Genomic DNA, 21566 nt, shown 5'->3' with positions numbered 1-21566 from the left:
CCGCCCTAGATACACAGTCAAAGCCGTCACTGCACACTCGAAACCGGCGGCCTGACAGCCGATTCGGTAAGAACGTGAGACATTCCCGGACGCCTGCCAGCACGAGCGGTTTGAGCGACGGTGTGGTATCGGCGCGCGGAAAACAGAGCCAGGCATCCAAGGCTGCGCAAGAAGACATTGTTGACCAGCAGCATTCGTGCTGCCCATGAAATTTTCGAGTGAGCCGGTTAGGACGAGCATCCCGGACCGGCCGCGTCGCCTGTGATCGGTGTCACAGCGGCGGTATGCAATACGTCGGGCGGTGCCGTCGCGGGGCCCCCTCCTAGGAGGCTCGGCGGCCGGTCCAAAATTTCCGCGCCAGGGCGGCGCCGCCCACCGCTGCGGCGCCCAGCGCCGCCGTCGGAACCGCCGCCCGGGTGGCGCGGGTGCGCGAGTCCGGCGCGGGCCGGCCCGGGGGAGCCGCGGAGCCGATGTCAGCCGATGCGTTGGCCATGGCCATCAGTTGCCCCAGGTGCAGCGCGTTCGCCGATCCCGAATCGCTGATCTGGGTCTGGCAGGAGAATCCGTTGGCCACCACAAGCGCATCGCGATTTTTCCGGATGGCCGGCAACAGCGCCCGTTCGCCACATTCGAGCGAAAGCTGGTACTTGCCTTGCTCGAATCCCCAGGACCCGGCCAGCCCGCAGCACCCGCCGGAGACCGGTTGGACATCGATGCCCATCTGCCGCAGCACTTGCTGATCGGCGTCGACCCCGTCGGTGGCCCGCTGGTGGCAGTGACCCCACAGCAGCGCCCGCGCGCCGGCGACTTTGGGCACCTCGACGTCGAACTCGGTGAAGAACTGCGCGAAGTGATAGCTGTTGCGCGCCAACCGGTCCGCGTCGTCGTCGTTGGGCAGCAGTTTGGGAAGTTCGTCTTTGAAGACCGCCAGGCAGCTCGGCTCCATCCCGACAATCGGTGTGCCAGCACGGATTTCGCTGCGCAGCCGCCCGATGACATGCCGCAGGTAACGCTCGGCGATGTCGAGGAAGCCGTAGTCATACAGCGGGCGGCCGCAACAGATGTGGCCCATGGGCATCACGACCTGCCAGCCGGCCGCCTCAATGGCTTGCACGCAGGCCACCCCGACATCGGTGTGCAGCCGGTTGTTGAAGGTATCGGGAAACAGGATGACACGCGGACCCCCGGAGTTGACTACTGGTCGGGCGAAAAACCACTGTTGCAGCGTCATCGGCGCGAAGGTGGGCAGCGGCCGACGCCGGTCGATTCCGGCTATCGCCTTGGCAATTCGGGACAGGACCGGCGTTTGAGTGGCGAAGTTCGCCAACTCCGGCATGGCACTGGCCAACCTGGCGGCCTGATCGATAAACCCGAACGCGTAGGCATACCGAGGGCGCCAGCGTCGCAGCGACCGGAAATGATGGTAGAGGAATTCGGCCTTGTAGGTGGGAATATCCACGTCGACCGGGCAGTCGCTGGTGCAGCCCTTACACGCCAGGCACAGATCCAGTGCGTCGGCCACCTCGGCAGACTGCCATCCGTCGGTGATCACCTCGCCGCGCAGCATTTCGAACAGCAGCCGGGCCCGTCCGCGGGTAGAGTGCTTCTCTTCCCTGGTCACCTGATAACTGGGGCACATGGTGGTCTGCGCCTCGGGCACCCGGCACTTGCCGACCCCGACGCAGCGCAGCGCCGCATGCGAGAAATCGCCATGGTCCTCGGGGTAGGCGAACTTCACCTTGGGCCGCGGCGGGTTGTAGTCGGTGCCCAGCTTGAGGTTCTCGTCGAACCGATAGGGATCTATCACCTTGCCCGGGTTCATCTTCCACTCGGGATCCCAGATCAGTTTGAATTTTCGCATCGCTTCGAGCAGCCGCGGGCCGTACTGCTTGCCGAGCAGTTCGGCGCGCTGTTGCCCGTCACCGTGCTCGCCGGACATCGAGCCGCCGTAGGAGGCCACCAGATCGCCGGCGGCTTCCAGGAAATTGCGATAGGTCTGCAGCCCGTCCCGGTGGCGCAGGTCGAACTTCACCCGGGAGTGGATGCATCCCTGACCGAGGTGTCCATACATGGCGCCGCGCAGCTGGTACTTGGCGTACAGCTGTTGTAGATCGCGCACATAGTCGCCGACGCGCCGCCACGGTACCGCGGAGTCCTCCCAGCCCGGCCAGTGGTTGCCGCTGTCGATGGGAAAAGCGGTGGACCCCAGGCCGGCCTCGCGGATTGCCCAGAGCTCGGCGCTGTTGCCGCCGTCCTGCTTGCTGCGGGCCAGCACGATGCGGTCGTCATCGACCCGCTTTTTCTTCCTCAGCCACCGCACGAATTCTTCGGCGCGGTCCAGTGATTCGCCAGGATCGTCGGAGCCGAACTGCACCATCAGCCAGGCGCCGGTGGAGTCCGGACGCGGTAAGGCCGCGCGGCCGGCCGGGTTGGTGCCGGTCAATTCCTGATCATGCACCAGCAGATGGTCGACGGCCTCGAGGCCGATCGGTTTCCACTCCATCATCTCCGGCGCCATGTCGCCGGCCTCGCCGAGGGATTCGAAGTGGACCACGACCACGGTGCGGTGCGTCATGGCCGGGGTGAGCATCACCGTGGCGGTAAGCGCTACCGCACAGGTACTTTCGGTGCCGACCAGAGCGCGGGCAACGTTGAATCCCTTCTCGGGCAGCAACTCGTCGAGGTTGTAGCCGGAAACCCGCCGCGGCAGCTCGTCCACCGAGGGGAAGCCGTTGCGGATGTCGTCGGCGTACTCGTTACGCAAATCCCTTAGCGCCGCATAGATTTCGCCCTTGCGGCCGCCCGCGGCGATGATCGCGTCCAGATCCTTTTCCTCGTCGACGCCGACGGTGAACCGCGCGCCCTCGTAAGTGACGATGTCGAGCGCATAGGTGTTGTCCGACGTTCGCGGTCCCGGCCCGTAGAACTGCGATTGGATCGAGTGCACGCCGCACGAGTTGTTGCCGATGTTGCCGCCCAGCGTGCACCGCGAATGCGACGACGGGTCGGGCCCGAACACCAATCCGTATTCGCCGGTGGCCTTGTTGAGCTGCTCGTTGATCACTCCGGTCTGCGCGGTGGCCAGCCGGCACTGCGGGTCGATGTCGACGATGTCGGTGAGATATTTCGAAAAGTCGATCACCACAGCGACATTGACCGTCTCACCGGAAAGGCTCGTCCCGCCGCCGCGGCACAGCACCGGGGCGTGGTAGGCGTGACAGGCCCGGATCGTGTGCACGACGTCGTCGAGCGTCTTGGGGATCACCACACCGATCGGAACCTGACGGAAGTTCGACGCGTCGTTGGCGTACATCGCCAACGTGGCGGTGTCGAAGCGCACTTCGCCGCTGACATGGCGGCGTAGCTGGTTTTCCAGCCCGGTGACGTTGACCTTGTCGACGGTGGCCATTCCGGCCACGAAACGGCTGTCCGGCCGGGCCGGGATCGTCCGCTCCTGGTCGGCGCGAAGCAGGCTCATTCCTCCCCGTCCTCAGAGCTCCGCCCGCCAACGCTTTTGATCGACTCGGTGAACTCGTGCATTTTCTGCTTGGCGCCCTTCTTGGTGATGCTGACCCGGTCCGGGTCTTTCAGCACCGCCTTGGCGGTCTTTTTCGCCATCATCGTCTTGATGTGCGGCGGGACGGGTGGAATGTCCTTGTCGACGACCACCTCCAGCACCACCGGAGTGCTGGCCGCCAGCGCCCGGTCCCAGGCCTGGCCGATCTTGGCCGGGTCGTCGCAGCGAATCCCCGTCAGCCCCAGCAGGTTCGCGAACTCCGCGTAGGGCACGTCTGGAATATATTGGGATCCTTCGAATTTCGGCTCTCCGCCCATCGCCCGCTGCTCCCAGGTCACCTGGTTGAGGTCTTCGTTGTTGAAGACGCAGAAGATCAGCGGGCCGTCGGAAAGCCGGTCCTTATAGCGCTTGACGGTGATCATCTCGGCCAGCCCGTTCATCTGGAACACGCCGTCACCGACCAGCGCGATCACCGGACGTCCGGGATGGGCCAGTTTGGCGCTGATCGCATACGGCGTGCCCGGTCCCATGGTGGCCAGATTCCCGGCCAGCGAAGCGGCCATGCCCGGGCGCAGCCGCAGGTGGCGGGCCCACCAGTTGGCGACCGAACCCGCGTCGGTGGTCAGGATCGCGTTGTCGGGCAACCGCTTCGACAGCTCGTGCACCACCAGCTCCGGGTTCAGCGGATCGGCCTTGTCGTGGGCCCGCTTGTCCAGCACCGCCCACCACTGTTTGACCTCTTTTTCGATCTTGTCTTGCCACGACCTGTCGTCCTTGCGTTGCAGCAGCGGAATCAGCTCGCGCAGCGTGTTTTTGGAGTCCCCGACCAGGTTGGCCTCCATCGGGTAACGGGTTCCGATCATCCGGCCGTCGATGTTGATCTCGACGCCGCGGCATTGCCCCTCCTTGGGTAACCATTCCGCGTAGGGGAAGCTGGTGCCGATGAAGAACAGGGTGTCGGCGTCCGACATCATGGCCTGGCTGGCGGTGGAACCCAACAGCCCGATCGGGCCGGTGACATAGGGCAGGTCGTCGGGGAGCACGGCACGGCCCAGCGAACTCTTGGCCACCCCGGCGCCGAGCAATTCCGCCGCCTGCACGACCTCGTCGGCGGCCTCGGCCGCACCCTGCCCGACGACGATCGCCACCTTGTGCCCGGCGTTGAGGATCTGCGCCGCCTTCTCGAGTTCGGACTTCGGCGGAATCACCCGGGGCTTGGTCCAGCCGATGCTGCTGAACACCGCGCCGTGCATCCGCGGCGGCGAGGGCACCGCGTCGGATTCACCCACATCCTCGGGCAGGATGATGGTCGCCACCGTCCGGTTGTTCAGCGCCACCTTGCATGCTCGATCCACCAGATGCCGCGCCTGTTCGGGTGCCATGCAGGTCTGGACGAAGTCCGAGGAGACGTCCTTGTACAGCGAATTCGGGTCGATCTCCTGCTGGAACGCCGCGCCGAGTGACATCCGCTTCTGCTGACCGACGATGGCGACCACCGGATAGTGGTCGAGCTTGGCGTCGTAGAGGCCGTTGAGCAGATGGATGGCCCCGCCGCCGGAGGTGGCCAGGCAGCAGCCGATCTCGCCGGTGAACTTGGCGTGCGCCGTGGCCATGAAGGCGGCCATCTCCTCGTGCCGCGGCTGGATCAGTTCCGGGTCGCCGCCGGCCCGGTCCAAAGCGCCGAGCATCGATAAGATCCCGTCGCCGGGGTATCCGAAGATTCGGTGAATTCCCCACTGTCGCAGGCGATCAACGATAAAGTCGGCGGTCTTGGGCATGGTGCTCCTCCGGTTCGGCAACTACGCGGGTGGACCACCGGATCGTCACCGCCGACCGGTCGGGGAACTTGCAGCGGCGACGATTGCCGGTGGTCACAATGTGGGTCTACCCGTCGCTTCGCGAGTCAAACGGCCCAGATGGCCGAGTTATCCGGTCCCGGTGCCGACGCATGGCCCGTACCCGTCGGTCAGCCGATGCGCCGCTTCGAACAACAGCGCATGGACGAAGGCCTGGGGCAGGTTGCCGCGCAGTTGGCGCTGACCGATGTCGAATTCCTCGGTGAACAGGCCGGGCGGACCGCAGGCGGTGCGGTTTCGTTCGAACCAGCGCACGGCCGCCAGGTTGTTGCCCTGCTGATGATCGGCCAGCGCCATCAGGAATCCGCAGAGCAGAAAGGCGCCCTCGGCTTCGCCGAGTGGTTGCTCGCCCGGTTGGAACCGGTACACGAACCCGTGCCGGCCGAGGTCGGTGCGTACCGCCTCCACAGTGGCGACGCTTCGCGGATCGGTCGCCGGGATCGCGCCGCGAATCGACGGTATCAGCAGCGCCGCATCGATTCGCGGATCATCCGGCGCCCGTTGCCAGCGTCCGTAGCGGTGCAAGCAATCGGAATTGGTATCGGCGACAAGCTGATCGGCCAGACGCTGCCATTGCGAGCCCTGCCGCGGCGGCGCCACCTCGCTGATACGCCGCAGCCCCGCCGCACACGTCAGCCGGGAATGAGCCCAACGCCGGTCGTCGATCTCCCATATTCCGGCGTCGGGTTCGCGCCAGCGCCTTTCGATGGACTCCACCAGGGTCTGCACGGCGCGCCAATGCCCGGTGTCCAGCCGATCGAGGCGCCCGGCGGCGGCCAGCAACAGCAGCGCCTCACCGAATGCGTCCAGCTGGAATTGGTCGGTCACCCAATTGCCGGTCTTGACGGTGCCGCCGGGGTAGCCCGGCAGATCCAGGTCCTGTTCTTCGGGCACCAGGTCGCCGGTGATGCAGTAGGCCGGCTTGAGGCCGGGACCGTCGGCCAGGACGCGTTCGCTGACGAACCCGACGGCGTCGTCGATCAACGGGTGGGCTCCGGCGGCGGCGACAGCTTGTCCGGCGTAGCACTGGTCGCGGATCCAGCAATAGCGGTAGTCGTAGTTGCGGCCCTGCTCGGCCCGTTCCGGCAGCGACATGGTGGCCGCGGCCACCATGCCCCCGCCGCTGCTGGTCATTCCGCGCAACACCGCGTAGGCGGTCTGCGCGTCGGCGTCGGCCAACGAGCCCGATATGGTCGGAACCGCTGCCGCCCAAGCACTTTCGGTGTCCCGCCAAGCGTCGTTGGGCCGGGCGGCGGCGGTGGGCAGTTGCTGATCGGACAGCTCGAGGACCAGGTCGTGATCGCGTCCGGGAACCACCTCGATCACCGCCTGCAGCGGGCCGTCGCCGGGTCGGGTGGCATCGCCGGCCCCGGTCCAGCGGAACCGGTGCGGCCCCGAGCGCCCGGTCCACACCCCGTCGCGGCAGCGCAACCCCGACATCGGCGTGGCGCCGAAGCCGGCGCGCACGTCGAGCGCGACCCGCATCCGCGCCGGCCGGTCCAGGGCGCGGATGCGGCGCAACACCACCGCCGTGCGCGGGTCCCCGGGGAACGCCAGCGCCTCCCGGCACTCGACGATCCCGTCGGTGGTCACCCAGCGCGACCGCCAGATCAGTGACCCCTGCTCGTATCGTCCGCCCCACACGAACCGCGGATGATCCGGCGAGACGGCGTACACCCCGTTGCCGCCCAGCAGCGAGCCGAACACCGCCGGGCTGTCCCACCGCGGCAGGCACATCCAGCAGCAGTCCCCTCGCGGTCCGATGATGATTCCGCGTTCCCCGTCGGCGAGCAGCGCGTATTCGCGCAACACATGCGGCGACAGCAGTTCGGCCACCGGTGGTCTGTCGTCCACGCGAAGCGGCATACCCCGTTTGGGTTGCGGGTAGTCACCCGGGCATGACATTGCGCGCGGGTGAACCCATCCCAGTCGAATCCGTCGAGGCCTCCGCCTACACGATTCCCACCGACGCCCCGGAGTCCGATGGCACCCTGGCCTGGGACTCGACCACTTTCGTCCTGGTGAGTGTGCGGGCCGGCGGCCAGGTGGGCACCGGTTACACCTACGGCGGCACCGCGGTGGCGACGGCGGTGGGCGCCAAGCTCGCCGACGTCGTGACCGGTGCCGACGCCTTGCAGCCGCCGGCCAGGTGGGCGCAGATGCAGCATGCGGTGCGTAACCTGGGCAAGCCGGGCGTGGTGGCCTGTGCGATCTCGGCGGTCGACATCGCCCTGTGGGACTTACGGGCGCGGTTGCTCGACGAACCGCTGGTTGTCGCGCTCGGCGCGGTCCACGACGCCACCCCGGTTTACGGCAGCGGCGGCTTCACTTCTTACGACAACGACACGCTGCGCGCACAGCTGTGCGGGTGGGTCGAGGCCGGCATTCCGCGGATCAAGATGAAGGTGGGTAGCGACCCGGATGCCGACCTGGGCCGGGTGGCGGCGGCCCGGTCGGCCATCGGCGACGACGCCGAACTGTTCGTCGACGCCAACGGCGCCTACCACCGCAAACAAGCGCTGCTGTGGGCGCGGCGCTTCGCCGACTACGACGTGCGGTGGTTCGAAGAGCCGGTCAGCTCCGACGATCTCGACGGCCTGCGCCGGCTGTGCGAGCACGGACCGGCCGGCATGGACATCGCCGCCGGCGAATACGGCTATCAGCTCCCGTATTTCCACCAGATGCTGGCTGCGGGCGCAGTGGACTGCCTACAGGCCGACGTCACCCGCGCCCTCGGCATCACCGGTGTCCTCAAGGTCGCCGCGCTGTGCGACGCGCGCGGCATGGACCTCTCGCTGCACTGCGCCCCACAGATCAGCGCCCACGTCGGCACCGCCGTGTGGCACCTGCGCCACTTGGAGTACTTCCACGACCATGTGCGCATCGAGGGACTGGCGTTCGACGGCACCATCGACCCCGAACCCGACGGTCTACTGCGTCCGGACCGCGGCGCGCCCGGGCACGGCTTGACGGTCAAACACGCCGATCTGGAGGACTATCGGGTCGCGTGACGTCGCGCCGCGCTGGCCGCCGAGCGTGACGTCACTGCGAAAATTCCGCGCGAAACTCGCAGTGACGTCACGCTGGGCGCGTCCCTCGCGTGGTGTAGAGGTGATGCCAGCCCAGCCCCGCCCAGACTGCCGCGACGAGCCCGTCGGCGACACCGCCACGGATTCGGCGACGGTCGAGCGCGGCCAGCCCGAATGCGGTCAGCGAGTGCACCGTGTCGACCCACACGCCGGCCGCCAGCATCACCGGGCTGGGATCCAGACCCGACGCCAGTGCCTGCACCAGGTGACGTGCCCCCAGCACCCGGGTGACGACGACTGCTTTCCGATCGACGTGAACCCCGTGAATCCGGTTCAGCACCACAGTGGGGGCGGTGAGCAGCACGGCGCCCCACCCGGCGCGCAGCAGCTCGATGCGGCGAACTTTCATGTGCTCCCAGTTACCCGGCGCGCGAACGTTCCAACCCGCGCGACGAACCGGTCGAAGAACACCCCCGGGTCGACGTCGATGCCGACCTGCGCGTTGGGTGCTCGCTTTCCCGACCAGTCGGGCACCGCTCTGCCGCGGGCCGGGGTTTCGGTCACGTCGACGTCGACAGTGGCGCGCCGGGTGGTGACCAGTTCGGGATCCAGGGCGATCGCGGCGGCCAGCGGATCGTGCAGGTACGCCAGATACCCGCATCCGCGGTCCCGGTGAGACTCGAAGTAGAACCGCATGGTGTCCTCGATGAACCGGGTCAACGGAACCGACCGGCCGCAGGCTGCCGTCAGCCGGGCCAGGATTTGCGGCGTCATCGCCACCTGCTGGGTGAGGTACACGCTGCAGAGGATCGGAAGCGCTTGCGGCTCAACGGCTTCAGCGGACCATGCGGCCAACACCTGGGCTGCTGCCTCGGGGTCTGCCTTGATGTTCCACTCGGCGGCCGTCTCGCCTTCGAAAGCGCCGCCCATGATCACCAGCCGGCGCAACAGTTTCGGCAGCTGCGGTGCGGCGCGCAGCGCCAGCGCCAGGTTGGTCAGCGGGCCGGTGACCAGTCCGATCAGGTCCCCGCGATGGTTGTGCGCTGCGTGCACCCACGCCGTCGCGGCATCGTGACCGGTGGCCCCGCGATCGGTGGCCGGCAGTTCGGCATAGCCTAAACCCTTGGGGCCGTGGATGTTTCCACGGCTTGGATGGTCGGCGCCTTTGGACACCGGTATGTGGGGGGCGCGGCACAATTCGAGCAAGCCCAGGTTGTTGGCGCACACCTGGTCCACACCGACGTTGCCGCCGGTCGATGCGATACCGACCAGATCCGCGTCGGCGCTGGCCAGCACATAGATCAAGGCGAGCGCGTCGTCGATGCCGGTGTCGACGTCGGCGAAAACCGCGCTCACCGCGGTAAGGATACGCCCGATTAGGCTGACCCAATGCCCGATGATCTGAAACCACACTTCGAGGATGTGCAGGCGCATTACGACCTGTCCGACGACTTCTTCCGGCTGTTCCTCGACCCGACCCAGACCTACAGCTGCGCGTATTTCGAGCGCGACGACATGACACTGGAAGAGGCGCAGATCGCCAAGATCGACTTGGCGCTGGGCAAGCTTGGATTACAGCCGGGCATGACATTGCTCGACGTTGGCTGCGGTTGGGGCGCCACCATGATGCGCGCGGTGCACACCTACGACGTCAACGTTGTCGGTCTCACCCTGAGCCGCAACCAGGCCCGCCATGTCGAGCAATTGATCGCCACCTCGGAAAGCCCGCGCATCCAGCGGGTATTGCTGCAGGGCTGGGAGCAGTTCGACGAGCCCGTGGACCGGATCGTCAGCATCGGCGCCTTCGAGCATTTCGGGCATGAGCGCTACGACGCGTTCTTCGCGCTGGCGCACCGGCTGTTACCCGATGACGGCATCATGCTGCTGCACACCATCACCGGGCTGCACCCGAAAGAAATACACGAACGCGGCCTGCCGATGTCGTTCACCTTCGCCCGGTTCCTCAAATTCATTGTCACCGAGATCTTTCCGGGCGGGCGGCTGCCGTCGATCCCAATGGTCCAAGAACGCGCCACCGCAAACGGTTTCACCGTCACCCGGGTTCAGTCGTTACAGCCGCACTACGCGAAAACCCTCGACATCTGGTCGGCGGCATTGCAGGCCCACCAAGACCAGGCCATTGCCCTGCAATCGCGGGAAGTCTACGAGCGATACCTGAAGTATCTGACCGGCTGCGCCGAAATGTTCCGCATCGGGTACATCGACGTCAACCAATTTACCTGTGCGATGTGACATCCGCTGCTACCGCGATCCGGCGCCGTTGAAGCCGCCGAACCGTCGGTCTACCAATGCAGGCCGGGCACCAACCGTGCCAGCTGCCGGACCGGCCGGGGTGTCCGGATGCCGCCGGTGACGGCACGCGCCGGGCGCTTCGGCATACGTCTCGGGGGCATCGCCGGGGCGGACGGCAGTCCTTGAGCCGCAGCCGAATCGGGGTAGCCCAGGTACAGCTGGTGCAGAATGCGCCGCGAAACCTTGGGCGCGAAGTGGTTGCCGGCCTCGGCCAGCGTGCCCAGCGGGGTGTCGATCCGCGCCGGCTTCTCGATCAGCGCGCGCACCACCATGGCCGCCGCATGCTCAGCGCTGATCGCCCGCATCGGGTTGAGCCGCTGTGACGGGGTGATCATGGGTGTGGCCACCAGCGGCATGTGGATGTTGGTGAAGGTGATGTGGTCGGAGAGCGTCTCGGAGGCGACCACGTCGGCGAACGCGTCCAGCGCCGCCTTGCTGGGCAGATACGAGCTGTACTTCGGGTTGCGGGCCTGCACCCCGGCGCTGGAGACGTTGACCACGTGACCGAACCGGCGCTCGCGCCAGTGGGGCAGCAGCGCCAGCACCATCCGCACCGCGCCGAAGTAGTTGACCGCCATGACCCGTTCGTAGTCGTGGAGGCGGTCGGTGGAGTTGACCACCGAGCGGCGAATCGACCGGCCGGCGTTGTTCACCAGATAGTCGACATGGCCGAAGCGGCCCAGGATGTCTTTGACGGTGTGCTCCACCGACGTCGAGTCGGTGACATCGCAGGTGAAGGCGTGCGCCTGCCCGCCTCTTGCCCGGATCTCGGCCACCAGCCGGTCCAGCGCGTCGGCGTTGCGGGCCAGCGCGAACACCGTTGCGCCGCGCTGCGCGACGGCGATGGCCGACGCCCGCCCGATGCCGCTGGAGGCCCCGGTGATGACGACGTGCCGGCCATGCAGCGGTCCTCGTGGATCGTCGCGGCGGGCGCGATCGGGATCGAGGTGCTGCGCCCAGTACCGCCACAGCCGGGGTGCATACGCCGCGAACTCGGGAACTTCGATCCCGGTGCCGTGCAACGCCTTCCGGGTTTCGTCGGCGGCGAAGGTGGGCTGGAGGTCGACCAGGCCGAAGATTTCGGCGGGGATGCCGAGCTGGGCGGCGGCCATGTTGCGCAGCACCTTGGCCCGCCCGCGCACCTTCAGCACCGGGGCGGCCACCGAGCGGGGCAGTGTCCCGCGTAGCGGCGGCAGCCCGGCCGCCGGGGCTACGCCGCGGTAAATGCCGCGCAGGCCAATGGTTTTCGGTGCGGTGAGGTGAAACGTCCGACCATCGAGACCGTCGGCGTGCATCAGCGCCACCAGCGCGTCTACGACATAGTCGACCGGGACGATGTTGGTGCGTCCGGTGTCGGGCAACAGGATCGGGGTCAGCGTGGGCAGTAGCGCCAACTTGGCCAGCACCCCGAAGAAGTAGTACGGCCCGTCGACCTTGTCCATCTCGCCGGTGCGCGAATCGCCCACCACCACCGCCGGGCGGTAGATGCGGTAGCGCAGCCCGGGCGCCGAGCGCACCAGCTGCTCGGCTTCGAACTTCGTTCGGTGATACGGCGTGGGCAGCGGTTGGCCGACGCCGAAGTCGTCCTCGGTGTACTCGCCGGTGAAGTCGCCGGCCACCGCGATCGACGACATGTGGTGGAAGGTGGCGTCCAGCCGTCGCGCCAATTCGCTGACGGCCCGGGTGCCCGCCACGTTGGTGGCGCGCTGCTCGGGCTCGCCCGCGGTGATGGCGGTGCGGTGGCCGATCGCCGCGCAGTGCACGACATGGTCCACCCGGCCCAGCTCGTCGAGCGTCTCATCGCTCAGCGCGAGTTCCGGAAGCTCGCCGACCAGCGGCTTGACCCGCTCACCCCAGTCGGCCGCCAGGCGCTCGAAACGTCCCAGCGACTGACGGCGGACCAGCACCCACACCTGCGCGTCGGGCCGGGTATCGAGCAGCCGGGAGATGACCCGGCGACCAATAAACCCGGTACCGCCGGTAACGACATATCGCATGCAGCCCATCGTGGCGGCTGGCGGCAGCACCCGTCAACCGGTCAGGTGAAGTTGCGGATGCCATCCCAGTCCACCAGCTTCCAGCCGTCGATCGGGTTGCCGGTGACCACGACCCGACCGATGTTGGGCAGCGGATGGTTGTTCAACAGGTTGAGCTTGGGGTTCTTCACGTTCATCAGCGTCCACACCATGATCGCCGTGCCCTGGGAGAACACCACCGGCTTGTTGTGGCCGCTGTCGTAGATCTTGCGAATGGCACTGCTGAACCGGCTGTTGAATTGGTCGCCGGTGATCGACCCCGGGATGCAGTGCGTGGCATCGCCGTTGATCCAACCCGTAGGCGCCAGCAGATACGTCGAGTTGGCCCTTGATTCGGGTTCGCCGTTGTACCAGCCGGCATTGATGGACTGCAGATCGTCGATGATCTCGACCTGCTTGCCCATCTCGCTTGCCAACGGTGCGGCGGTCTGCTGGGCTTCGGCCATCGGCGAGGAGTAGATGCTGTCGAATTCGTTGTGCGCGACCTGATGGGCGAGCTGCTGGGCTTGTCCCTTGCCGTCGGCAGTGAGCCCGGTGCCGGGTATCTCGGTGTTGATCACTCCGTCGGCGTTGGCCTGCGATTGCGCGTTGCGGATGAAGGTCACGGTGATGTTGCGGGCCTGCGTGCCGCCGCCGCCGCAGGCGCCGACGATCATGACCGAGGCGAGCACAGCTAGGACGTGGGAGGTTTTCCAGGTCATCTTCCAGATCATGGTGCGCTTGGCCATGGCGATAGCCTGCCCTGCCGATGCCGTCGCTGGGAAGGGTTTGCGATGGTTGAGTGCGGAAAAGCTTCGATTTGGAATCGAGAGGAGACTCGCATGGCCATTGACCCCGGCGCCGTCGGTGCGGTGACCGAGCCGATGTTGTTCGAATGGACCGACCGGGAAACGTTGCTCTACGCACTCGGAGTGGGTGCCGGGACCGAGGACCTGTCGTTCACGACGGAGAACAGCCACGGTATTGCCCAGCAGGTGCTGCCGACCTACGCGGTGATCTGCTGCCCGGCCTTCGGGGCGGCGGGCAAGGTGGGAAAGTTCAACTGGGCCAAGCTGTTACACGGCTCGCAGACCGTGCGGCTGCATGCGCCGCTGCCGCCGGCCGGAAAGTTGTCGGTGGTCTCCGAAGTGGCCGACATCCAGGACAAGGGCGAAGGTAAGAACGCCATCATCATGCTGCGCGGCCGCGGGAGCGACCCGGACAGCGGCGCGCTGATCGCCGAAACACTGACCACCCTGGTGATCCGCGGCGAAGGCGGCTTCGGGGGGGAGCCGGGTCAGCGGCCGGCCGCCCCGGAATTCCCCGACCGCGAGCCCGACGCCCGGGTCGCCCTGCCCACGCGTGAGGATCAAGCGTTGATCTACCGGCTCTCCGGCGACCGCAACCCGTTGCACAGCGACCCGTGGTTCGCGCGGGAGATGGCCGGCTTTCCCAAACCAATCCTGCACGGGCTGTGCACCTACGGCGTGTCCGGACGCGCGCTGGTCGCCGAGCTCGGCGGCGGCGTGGCCGCCAACATCACGTCGATCGCGGCGCGGTTCAGCTCGCCGGTGTTCCCCGGCGAGACGCTGACCACGCTGATCTGGCGCACCGAGCCGGGCAAGGCGGTGTATCGAACCGAGGCGTCCGGGCTGGCCGGTTCCGAGGCGCGAGTGGTCCTCGACGACGGCGCGGTGGAATACGTGGCGTAGTTGTCGCGCCCGTATGTTCGTCGGGGCTGGCGTGCCAGCTCATCGCTGGCGTGGCTGAGGCTCGCCCCACGTGTGCTCATGGCGGTCTTTGGGCCGCGGATTCATACGGTCAGTGCGTTGGCCACGCTGGTGCGCGGTGCCGGTGACTGCGCGCCGGACGCCGCGGACATTGATGCCACGGTTTGCGGAGCGCCGTCCCTGTCGTGACTTGGGTAACGCGAGCTGGGCGGCACTCGGTCGTGAAACGCGATATCGCCGCCGATATCAACAGGTTTGGGCCTTCGCGCCGATCAGAACGTGTCGGTGCCCCCTCGTAGAATCCGGGGTATGTCAGCGAGCACGCGTGAGGAGATCGTGGCGGTCCTCGATGGGCTCGACGACACCCAGAAACAGTTGTGCGGGTTGACCTTTGATGCGCAGACGATCCCGGAGCTGCTGCGGGTGATGGAGCGCCTGGAACGCCGGGAAACGCTGATCAATCAACTGCGCGCCCGGGCCAGCGAGGAAGACCTTGGCGGCAAACTCCCCGCGGCATTGGCCGAGCGGCTGCGGATCACCAAAAGCGAAGCCAACCGCTGGATCGCCGAGGCCGAAGACCTCGGCCAGCGCCGGGCGTTGACCGGGGAGCCGTTGGCGCCGAAGCTGACGGCGACAGCCGCCGCCCAACGCGCCGGGATGATCGGGGACGCGCACATCCGGGTGATCCGTGACTTTGTCTCCCATCTGCCCGCCGCGGTGGACCCCGGCACCTTCGTGGCCGCCGAAAAAGACTTGGCCGGCAAGGCGTGTGACTTCCGCCCCGACCAGGTGGCCAAGTACGCCCATGAGTTGATGGCGTTGCTGCACCCCGATGGCGACTACTGCGATGAGGAACGCGCCCGCAAACGCGGCCTGGTCCTCGATCGACAGGAATACGACGGTATGTCGCGCCTCAGCGGCCTGATCACCCCCGAACTACGGGCGTTGCTCGAAGCCGCCTGGGCCAAACTGGCCGCCCCCGGCGCGTGCCATCCCGAGGACGACACCCCAGTCTTGGAGCCCGACCCGGGCCGCCGCGACACCCGCAGCCAACCCCAACGCCAGCACGACGCGCTGATCGCCGGCCTGCGCGCGCTGTTGGCCTCCGGGGACCTGGGCAGCCACAACGGGCTGCCGGTGTCCATCGTCGTCACCACCACGCTGAAGGATCTGGAAGCCGCCGCCGGGCGGGCCCGCACCGGCGGGGGCACCCGGGTACCCATGTCGCAGCTGATCCGCTGGGCCGCCACGTCGCATCACTATCTCGCGGTGTTCGACCAGGCCAAGCCCTTGGCGCTGTTTCACACCAAACGGTTCGCCTCGCTGGCGCAGCGACTGATGCTGCTGGCCCAGCACGGTGGCTGCACGAAGCCGGGTTGCGACGCCCCGGCCTATCACAGCCAAGCGCATCACGTTTCGGGCTGGCGCAACACCCACTGCACCGACATCAACGACCTGACTCCGCCTTTTGGGGGCCTTTGGCCCCAGACAATCGTCTCGCCGAAAAAGGTTGGACGACTCGCAAGAATGCAAAAGGTGACACCGAATGGCTCCCGCCGGCCCACCTCGATCACGGCCAACCGCGGGTCAACACCTTCCATCATCCCGAGAAACTCTTCGCGCCCGACGACGACGAACCCGATTGACGGGGTCGGTCAGCCTTCGGGCACCTCCCGCGACGAATCCGCATGCGCACAACGACTTCGAGCCAGCCCGGCGGGCATTGGTGTGTGCGATTCCCGCACGCGCCCACCCCATGCTCTGCTCGACCGGCGGCAGGACGCCGTACTCGTCGGGACCAGCCTGACCCCCGACGAACTTTCGGGCGCGACCACTCAGCCGGCCCTGGTGTTTGATAGGCGAAAGTGCCTGTCCCGCTGGCTATCTGCTACGGCTGCCGGCTTTGAGCGGGTACATCGCGGCGGCGTCGCCTGATGCCGTGACATCAGGTGGGGAAACGCCCTGGGCTGGACCCAGTGTGGTGGATAGGTAACCGCGCCGCCCCAGATCGGGTACTCCTTGCCGGCAGACGCAGGTGCGCGATGGGATGGCGACGGTGCTGCCGGGGTGCGATGATGTTGCGCGTAAGGCGATGACGAATGCAGGAAGCCGGTGCGAAACCGGCGCGGTCCCGCCACTGTAATCGGGGAGCGACCCTCATCGGCCACGGCCACGGGCTGGAAGGCGAGGCGAGCGGCGATCCGAGAGCCAGGAGACTCGCGTCATCGCGTCCGGCGAGCCTGGGGCGGTGTACCCCGGAGAGAGCGAACCGTCATGACGCATTCGAATTTCCGGCCGCCCGGCTGTTGCCGTCCTCGTCCAAACGCTGATCGGGTGCCGGCGGTGCACTGCGCACGCCGGCCACTGGCGGGCGGCTGGCGATGAGCGCCCCCATCTGGTTGGCCGCACCCCCGGAGGTGCATTCGGCGCTGCTCAGCAGCGGCCCCGGCCCGGGTCCGTTGCTGGCGTCGGCGGCAGCATGGGATTCGTTGAGCGCCGCCTACGCCGAGACGGCAGACGAGCTGGCCGCGGTAGTGGCCGGGGCGCAGGCGGACAGCTGGGCAGGTCCGAGCGCCGAAGACTATGTGGCCGCCCATGTCCCTTATCTTGATTGGCTGACGCAGGCCAGCACCGACAGCGCCGCAATGGCCGCTCACCAACAAACCGCGGCCACCGCATACACCGCCGCAGTGGCTGCGATGCCCACGTTGGCTGAGCTGGCCGCCAACCATGCCGCGCACGCGGTATTGACGGCGACAAATTTCTTTGGCATCAACACCATCTCGATCGCGCTCAACGAGGCCGACTACGTACGGATGTGGGTGCAGGCCGCCGCCGTCATGGGCACCTATCATGCGGTCTCGACTGCGGCTATTGGCGCCGCACCGCAGGCCGCGCCGGCGCCGCCGATCATGAAAGCCGACGCGGAGCTGGTCAGGGCCGCTGAGGCAGGGATGTCGAGTGCGGACCCGCTGCGCCAGTTCGAGCAATGGCTGTGGCAGATGTATACCGCCTTCTACAACAACGTCATTCAACCGTTTGTCGATTGGCTGGCGAACCTGCCGTTCTTCCACACGATGTTCGCGGGGATCGACCCTTACCTGGTCATACTCGGCAACCCGCTTACCTATCTGAGCCCGTTGAACATCGCGTTCGCACTCGGCTACCCGATGGATATCGGCACGTATGTGGCCCTGTTGTCGCAAACCTTTGCGTTTATCGGGGCAGATCTCGCCGCGGCCTTCGCTACGGGTAACCCGGTGACGATCGGTTTCACCATTTTGTTCACCAGTGTCGAAGCCATCGGCACGGTCATCACCGACACGATTGCGCTGCTTAAGACGCTGTTGGAGCAGACTGCGGTGCTGCTGACGGTGGTGGCGCCGCTGCTGGCTGCCCCGTTGGTGCCGTTGGCGGCCGGTGCTGTGCTGACACCGATCGGCGCCAAAGGGCTAGCGGCACTGGCTGCCGTGCCGCCACCGTCGCCACCCGTCACACCAACCACGCCGCCCCTTGCGGCCCTCGGCACCGGCGCCCCGAGCTCGACCACGGCCCCGGTTCAGGCGTCCGTGGAGGTGACCGTCGCGGCGCCCACGCCCGGACCACCGCCGCCGGCCCCCACGGCGCCACCGGTGAGCGATGCCGGGCTGGGTGTGGGGATGGACAACTTCGGCTACTTGGTGGGTGGGCTGAGCGCGGATGCCAAGAGGCCCACAACCGCCAGTTCCCGAAGGAAGGCACCAGAACCCGACAGCGCCGAGGCCCCGGCGGCCGCGGCCACACCTCAGGAAAAGCCTCGACCGCAGTGGCGTCGACGGGTGAAAGCCAAACGGCTCGGCCGCGGTTATGAATACCTGGATGTGGGCCCGGACGCCGACGACCCGACCGAGCTGACCACCTCGGCGGCACCAGACCAGGGAGCAGCGCCCCTGGGGTTCGCCGGAACCACGCAACTGGCCGGTTCCAAACCGGCCGCAGGATTGATCACGCTATCCAACGAAACATTTCCGAGCAGCCCGGGCGCGCCGATGCTGCCGGGCACGTGGGGCGTCGATGCCGCGCCGCCCCATGACTCACCTTCGTAGGGGGGATCTTGTCGCGGCGGGGCAGCCATCGACGTCACCAGCCGCCCCGACGGCCATCATCGGTTGCGCGCGAACGACGTGCTTACGATGACGCGATGCGGATACTGGTCACCGGTGGCGTCCGCTCGGGAAAGTCCAGGCATGCCGAAGCGTTGTTGGCCACTGCCGTTGAGGCTGTCTACATCGCGCCGGGCCGCGGCGCCGATGGCAGCGACCCGGACTGGGATTCCCGGGTCGCACTACACCGCGCGCGTCGCCCGCCGACCTGGCTGACGGTCGAAACCGCGGACGTCGCAACGGCTTTGTCCAACATCCGGTGCCCTGTCCTGGTGGACTGCCTGGGCACGTGGCTCACGGCTCTGATGGATCGTGAGGCGTTGTGGAACACGACGACCGCCCAGGCCTACGCTGCGGTCGGGGAACGACTGGACGAGTTGTGCGCGGCACTGGCCGAAGTATCCGATGCGGTCGTGGTGACGAATGAGGTCGGCTTGGGTGTGGTACCCGCCCATCGTTCGGGGATGATATTCCGCGATCTGCTGGGCACGATCAACCAACGGGTGGCAAACGTGTGCGACGAGGTGCACTTGCTGATCTCGGGTCGTGTCCTCAAGTTGTGAATCATTGCGCGACGCTCGATGCGGGTGTCGAGTGCCCCGGCCGGTTGCATCCTGCGCCCTGGGGCACTAGCTCAGCTCCGTCCCGGCGCCCAGCGATTCGCAGGTTCGGTAGTAGTGCAGATAGGCGATCGCCGGTACCACCAGGAACGTGATCACCAGCAACGCGATCGAGAAATAGTTGGCGCCCCCCTGCGGTGTGGCGAAGATGGTCCGGTAGTCGAAAGACACCGCCAACGCCACCGAGACGATGACGGCAGCTACCGGTAATACTTTGTCGGTCAACAAGTTTCGCTTCGCCGCCGCCGCCTGGTTGCCGGCTGTGTCCCGAGCCAGGGCGACCAGAGCGACCGGGACGATGATGAACTGGATAAACCGGGCGATCACCGCAAGCCCGATCAGGTTCACGCTGTCAAAGCGAAGTGCCAGTGGGAAAGCCAAGGCCAACGATGCCGTGATCGCGAACGCGATCATCGGGACGCCGAATCGGTTCTGCCTCGACAAGCGTGCCGGCAGGATCCGGGTGTCCGACAGCGCTGTCCATACCCGCGGCGCGCCGAACGAGGCGGCTACGTTGATGCCGAACATCGAGACCAAGGCGCCGAGGACGACGGTGGTGCGTAACGGACCGTCGTCGATGGCCGCCGCCAATCGCACCGTGGCGTCGGATTCGACAACCTTGTCCGATCCCAGCAGCATCGCCACCGCGACAGCAAGCACGTAGACGGCGCCGACACCGAGGATCGCGACCGGTATGGCTTTAGGCAGCGTCCGCTCCGGCTCGTGCATCTCCTCGGCGGCGTTGGCGATCGATTCGAAACCGGTAAATGCGTACAGCGCCGCGATGGTGGCAAGGATCAATCCCGAGACGGCACCGTGAGCAAGCTGGATCCCGCCGAACAGCGCATAGGGGGCCGGTTGGTAAACGCCTGACGCACTTGCCGTTCCGTAATGGCTCGGGTGATGTGTGACGAGGAGCCACAGGCCACCGATGATAAAGACCGACAGCGCCGAAATCTTGCCTATCGTCGAGGTTCCGTTTGCCCATTTGATTGCCCGGTTACCGAAAATATTGATGACCAACAGCACGACGATGAACCCGAGGAACACCAACGTCTTCACGCTCAGCAGCTCGCTGGCGTCAGCCCAATTCTTCTCCGGGAAAGTCACTTTCAACAATGTCGAGACGAACAGCGACGCCAGCACGCCCCAGGCGATGGACGCGACGATGGCATGGGTCACACCGACATAGATGCCGATTTTCTGCCCGAAAGCGGCTGTCGTGTAGGCATATGATGCGCCATTGGTTTTGACGTATCTGGCAGCACTGGCAAAGACCAGTGCCATGATGCCCGCGAAAAGACCCGCCAGGATGTAGGCGACGGGCGCCCACGGTCCCGCGAGCTTGATCACCGTACCGGGGGTAAGAAAGATGCCGGCTCCGATTATCGAGTTGATCCCGAGCATCACAACGCTCCGGAAGCCAAGTTTGCCGATCGCGGGTCCTCCTCATGACAGCCGTTGCACGTAGTGTTAGCACTCGTTTGTTAGCACTGGACGTGCGACGGTGCCATAGATTGACGCGGGGCGCACTTATTGCGGGTTACCGCCCGCCGTTGCCGGGGTTGCGTTAAGTTCCGTTGGCGCCGTGGGTCCCGGGTACGCCGAACAACGTTCCGCCAGTGCCGCCGGCGGCGCCAATCCCGCCGGTTCCGGGGTTGGCGCCGACGCCGCCGTTGCCGCCGTTGCCGCCGTTGCCGCCGGTGGTACCGGTGTTATTGCCGCCGTTAGCGCCGGCGCCGCCGTCACCTCCGATGCCGCCCTTGCCGCCGCTGCCAGCCGTGCCGCCATTGGCCGCGCCGCCGGTGCCGCCCTTGCCGCCGGCCCCGCCCTGGCCGCCCTGGCCGCCGGCGACAGGTGCGGTTGTGGAGTTGGTGCCGGCGCCGCCGCCGCCGCCTTTACCGCCGTTGCCGCCTTGGCCACCGTTGCCGGCGGTGCCCGCGGCGCCGGTGGTCGATCCGAGGCCGCCCTTGCCAGCGTCGCCGCCTTGGCCGCCGGCGCCGCCGGCGCCGCCGGCCTGACCGGTTGCCCCTGGCGTAGCGCCGTTGCCGCCGTTGCCGCCGTTGGCACCTTGGCCGCCTTGGCCGCCGGTGCCGCCTTGGCCGCCGGCGCCGGGGGTGCCGGCGGTGCCGGTGCCGGCGTTGCCGGCGTTGCCGCCGGTGCCGCCTTGGCCGCCGTTGCCGCCTTGGCCGCCGGTGCCGCCGGTGGCGCCGGCGGCGGCGACGGTCGTGTTGTTGGCGCCCTTGCCGCCGGTGCCGCCCACGCCGCCGGTGCCGCCGTTGCCGGCGGTGCCATCAGCACCAACAGTGGAGCCGAGGCCGCCCTTGCCGGCGTCGCCGCCTTG

13 protein-coding genes, 2 pseudogenes and 1 riboswitch are annotated in these 21566 nt (G+C 67.0%); of the genes and pseudogenes, 6 read left to right on the top strand and 9 right to left on the bottom strand.

Going from position 1 to position 21566, the window contains the following annotated elements; all coding sequences use genetic code 11:
• Positions 1-322: 322 nt before the first annotated feature.
• The 3 genes from BST40_RS00075 to BST40_RS00065 form a co-directional block, all read right to left on the bottom strand.
• Positions 323-3478, bottom strand: a complete 3156-nt coding sequence (locus tag BST40_RS00075) for an FAD-binding and (Fe-S)-binding domain-containing protein (RefSeq protein WP_083153067.1) — start codon at positions 3476-3478, stop codon at positions 323-325.
• Positions 3475-5295 carry a thiamine pyrophosphate-requiring protein gene (locus BST40_RS00070; protein ID WP_075547138.1) on the bottom strand — a complete coding sequence of 607 codons (1821 nt, stop codon included), beginning with the start codon at positions 5293-5295 and terminating at the stop codon, positions 3475-3477. Before BST40_RS00070 ends, BST40_RS00075 begins: the two co-directional genes overlap by 4 nt.
• Before the next feature lie 147 nt (positions 5296-5442).
• A complete protein-coding gene (locus BST40_RS00065; protein ID WP_083153163.1) occupies positions 5443-7239 on the bottom strand; it encodes a glycoside hydrolase family 15 protein in 1797 nt (598 codons plus the stop codon).
• Between the two features lie 32 nt (positions 7240-7271).
• Between BST40_RS00065 and BST40_RS00060 the strand changes: the two genes are divergently transcribed.
• Entirely contained in the window at positions 7272-8384 is a 1113-nt protein-coding gene (locus BST40_RS00060; RefSeq protein ID WP_075547139.1) for an enolase C-terminal domain-like protein, read from the top strand.
• A 67-nt stretch (positions 8385-8451) separates the two neighbouring features.
• On the opposite strand, the gene BST40_RS00055 is transcribed toward BST40_RS00060, so the two are convergent.
• Both BST40_RS00055 and BST40_RS00050 read right to left on the bottom strand, forming a co-directional pair.
• Positions 8452-8811, bottom strand: coding sequence for a hypothetical protein (locus BST40_RS00055; RefSeq protein WP_240316579.1), 360 nt, complete (start codon positions 8809-8811; stop codon positions 8452-8454).
• Complete coding sequence (locus tag BST40_RS00050; protein ID WP_089024959.1) at positions 8808-9758, bottom strand: nucleoside hydrolase; 951 nt, start codon at positions 9756-9758, stop codon at positions 8808-8810. The genes BST40_RS00055 and BST40_RS00050 overlap by 4 nt, the downstream gene beginning before the upstream one ends.
• Before the next feature lie 33 nt (positions 9759-9791).
• On the opposite strand from BST40_RS00050, the gene cmaA1 reads away from it, so the two are divergent.
• Positions 9792-10655 carry a cyclopropane mycolic acid synthase CmaA1 gene (cmaA1, locus tag BST40_RS00045; RefSeq protein ID WP_075547141.1) on the top strand — a complete coding sequence of 288 codons (864 nt, stop codon included), beginning with the start codon at positions 9792-9794 and terminating at the stop codon, positions 10653-10655.
• 50 nt (positions 10656-10705) lie between these two features.
• Here the strand turns inward: cmaA1 and BST40_RS00040 are convergent, their stop codons facing one another.
• Positions 10706-12712: an SDR family oxidoreductase gene (locus BST40_RS00040; protein WP_083153161.1), complete on the bottom strand. Its 2007-nt coding sequence runs from the start codon at positions 12710-12712 to the stop codon at positions 10706-10708.
• A gap of 41 nt (positions 12713-12753) precedes the next feature.
• On the bottom strand, positions 12754-13479 hold the full coding sequence (locus BST40_RS00035) for a histidine phosphatase family protein (protein WP_075547143.1): 726 nt from the start codon (positions 13477-13479) through the stop codon (positions 12754-12756).
• 93 nt (positions 13480-13572) lie between these two features.
• On the opposite strand from BST40_RS00035, the gene BST40_RS00030 reads away from it, so the two are divergent.
• From BST40_RS00030 to BST40_RS00015, 4 genes and pseudogenes are all read left to right on the top strand, one after another.
• Positions 13573-14442, top strand: coding sequence for a MaoC family dehydratase (locus tag BST40_RS00030; protein WP_075547144.1), 870 nt, complete (start codon positions 13573-13575; stop codon positions 14440-14442).
• A 327-nt stretch (positions 14443-14769) separates the two neighbouring features.
• Positions 14770-16106, top strand: a pseudogene (locus BST40_RS00025) (HNH endonuclease signature motif containing protein).
• Positions 16107-16518: 412 nt separating this feature from the next.
• Positions 16519-16699, top strand: a riboswitch (cobalamin riboswitch).
• A gap of 142 nt (positions 16700-16841) precedes the next feature.
• Positions 16842-18545 (top strand): PPE family protein, encoded by a 1704-nt coding sequence (locus BST40_RS00020; protein WP_083153064.1) that lies wholly within the window; start codon positions 16842-16844, stop codon positions 18543-18545.
• A gap of 95 nt (positions 18546-18640) precedes the next feature.
• Positions 18641-19165 (top strand): bifunctional adenosylcobinamide kinase/adenosylcobinamide-phosphate guanylyltransferase, encoded by a 525-nt coding sequence (locus BST40_RS00015; protein ID WP_075547146.1) that lies wholly within the window; start codon positions 18641-18643, stop codon positions 19163-19165.
• Positions 19166-19231: 66 nt separating this feature from the next.
• Here the strand turns inward: BST40_RS00015 and BST40_RS00010 are convergent, their stop codons facing one another.
• Both BST40_RS00010 and BST40_RS29950 read right to left on the bottom strand, forming a co-directional pair.
• Positions 19232-20659 (bottom strand): APC family permease, encoded by a 1428-nt coding sequence (locus BST40_RS00010; RefSeq protein WP_255246029.1) that lies wholly within the window; start codon positions 20657-20659, stop codon positions 19232-19234.
• Between the two features lie 133 nt (positions 20660-20792).
• Positions 20793-21566, bottom strand: a pseudogene (locus BST40_RS29950) (PE family protein); the annotation flags it as partial.

Source organism: Mycobacterium persicum, from assembly GCF_002086675.1.
Taxonomy (GTDB): domain Bacteria; phylum Actinomycetota; class Actinomycetes; order Mycobacteriales; family Mycobacteriaceae; genus Mycobacterium; species Mycobacterium persicum.
Note: the sequence above shows the minus strand (reverse complement) of the source record. Positions and strands in the feature narration are given on the sequence as shown.

What these genes read in the sequence shown, in the direction of transcription:
- BST40_RS00075 (WP_083153067.1), bottom strand. Translation starts at nt 3,478, where the DNA reads ATGAGCCTGCTTCGCGCCGACCAGGAGCGGACGATCCCGGCCCGGCCG.
- BST40_RS00070 (WP_075547138.1), bottom strand. Translation starts at nt 5,295, where the DNA reads ATGCCCAAGACCGCCGACTTTATCGTTGATCGCCTGCGACAGTGGGGA.
- BST40_RS00065 (WP_083153163.1), bottom strand. Translation starts at nt 7,239, where the DNA reads ATGCCGCTTCGCGTGGACGACAGACCACCGGTGGCCGAACTGCTGTCG.
- BST40_RS00060 (WP_075547139.1), top strand. Translation starts at nt 7,272, where the DNA reads ATGACATTGCGCGCGGGTGAACCCATCCCAGTCGAATCCGTCGAGGCC.
- BST40_RS00055 (WP_240316579.1), bottom strand. Translation starts at nt 8,811, where the DNA reads ATGAAAGTTCGCCGCATCGAGCTGCTGCGCGCCGGGTGGGGCGCCGTG.
- cmaA1 (WP_075547141.1), top strand. Translation starts at nt 9,792, where the DNA reads ATGCCCGATGATCTGAAACCACACTTCGAGGATGTGCAGGCGCATTAC.
- BST40_RS00040 (WP_083153161.1), bottom strand. Translation starts at nt 12,712, where the DNA reads ATGCGATATGTCGTTACCGGCGGTACCGGGTTTATTGGTCGCCGGGTC.
- BST40_RS00035 (WP_075547143.1), bottom strand. Translation starts at nt 13,479, where the DNA reads ATGGCCAAGCGCACCATGATCTGGAAGATGACCTGGAAAACCTCCCAC.
- BST40_RS00030 (WP_075547144.1), top strand. Translation starts at nt 13,573, where the DNA reads ATGGCCATTGACCCCGGCGCCGTCGGTGCGGTGACCGAGCCGATGTTG.
- BST40_RS00020 (WP_083153064.1), top strand. Translation starts at nt 16,842, where the DNA reads ATGAGCGCCCCCATCTGGTTGGCCGCACCCCCGGAGGTGCATTCGGCG.
- BST40_RS00015 (WP_075547146.1), top strand. Translation starts at nt 18,641, where the DNA reads ATGCGGATACTGGTCACCGGTGGCGTCCGCTCGGGAAAGTCCAGGCAT.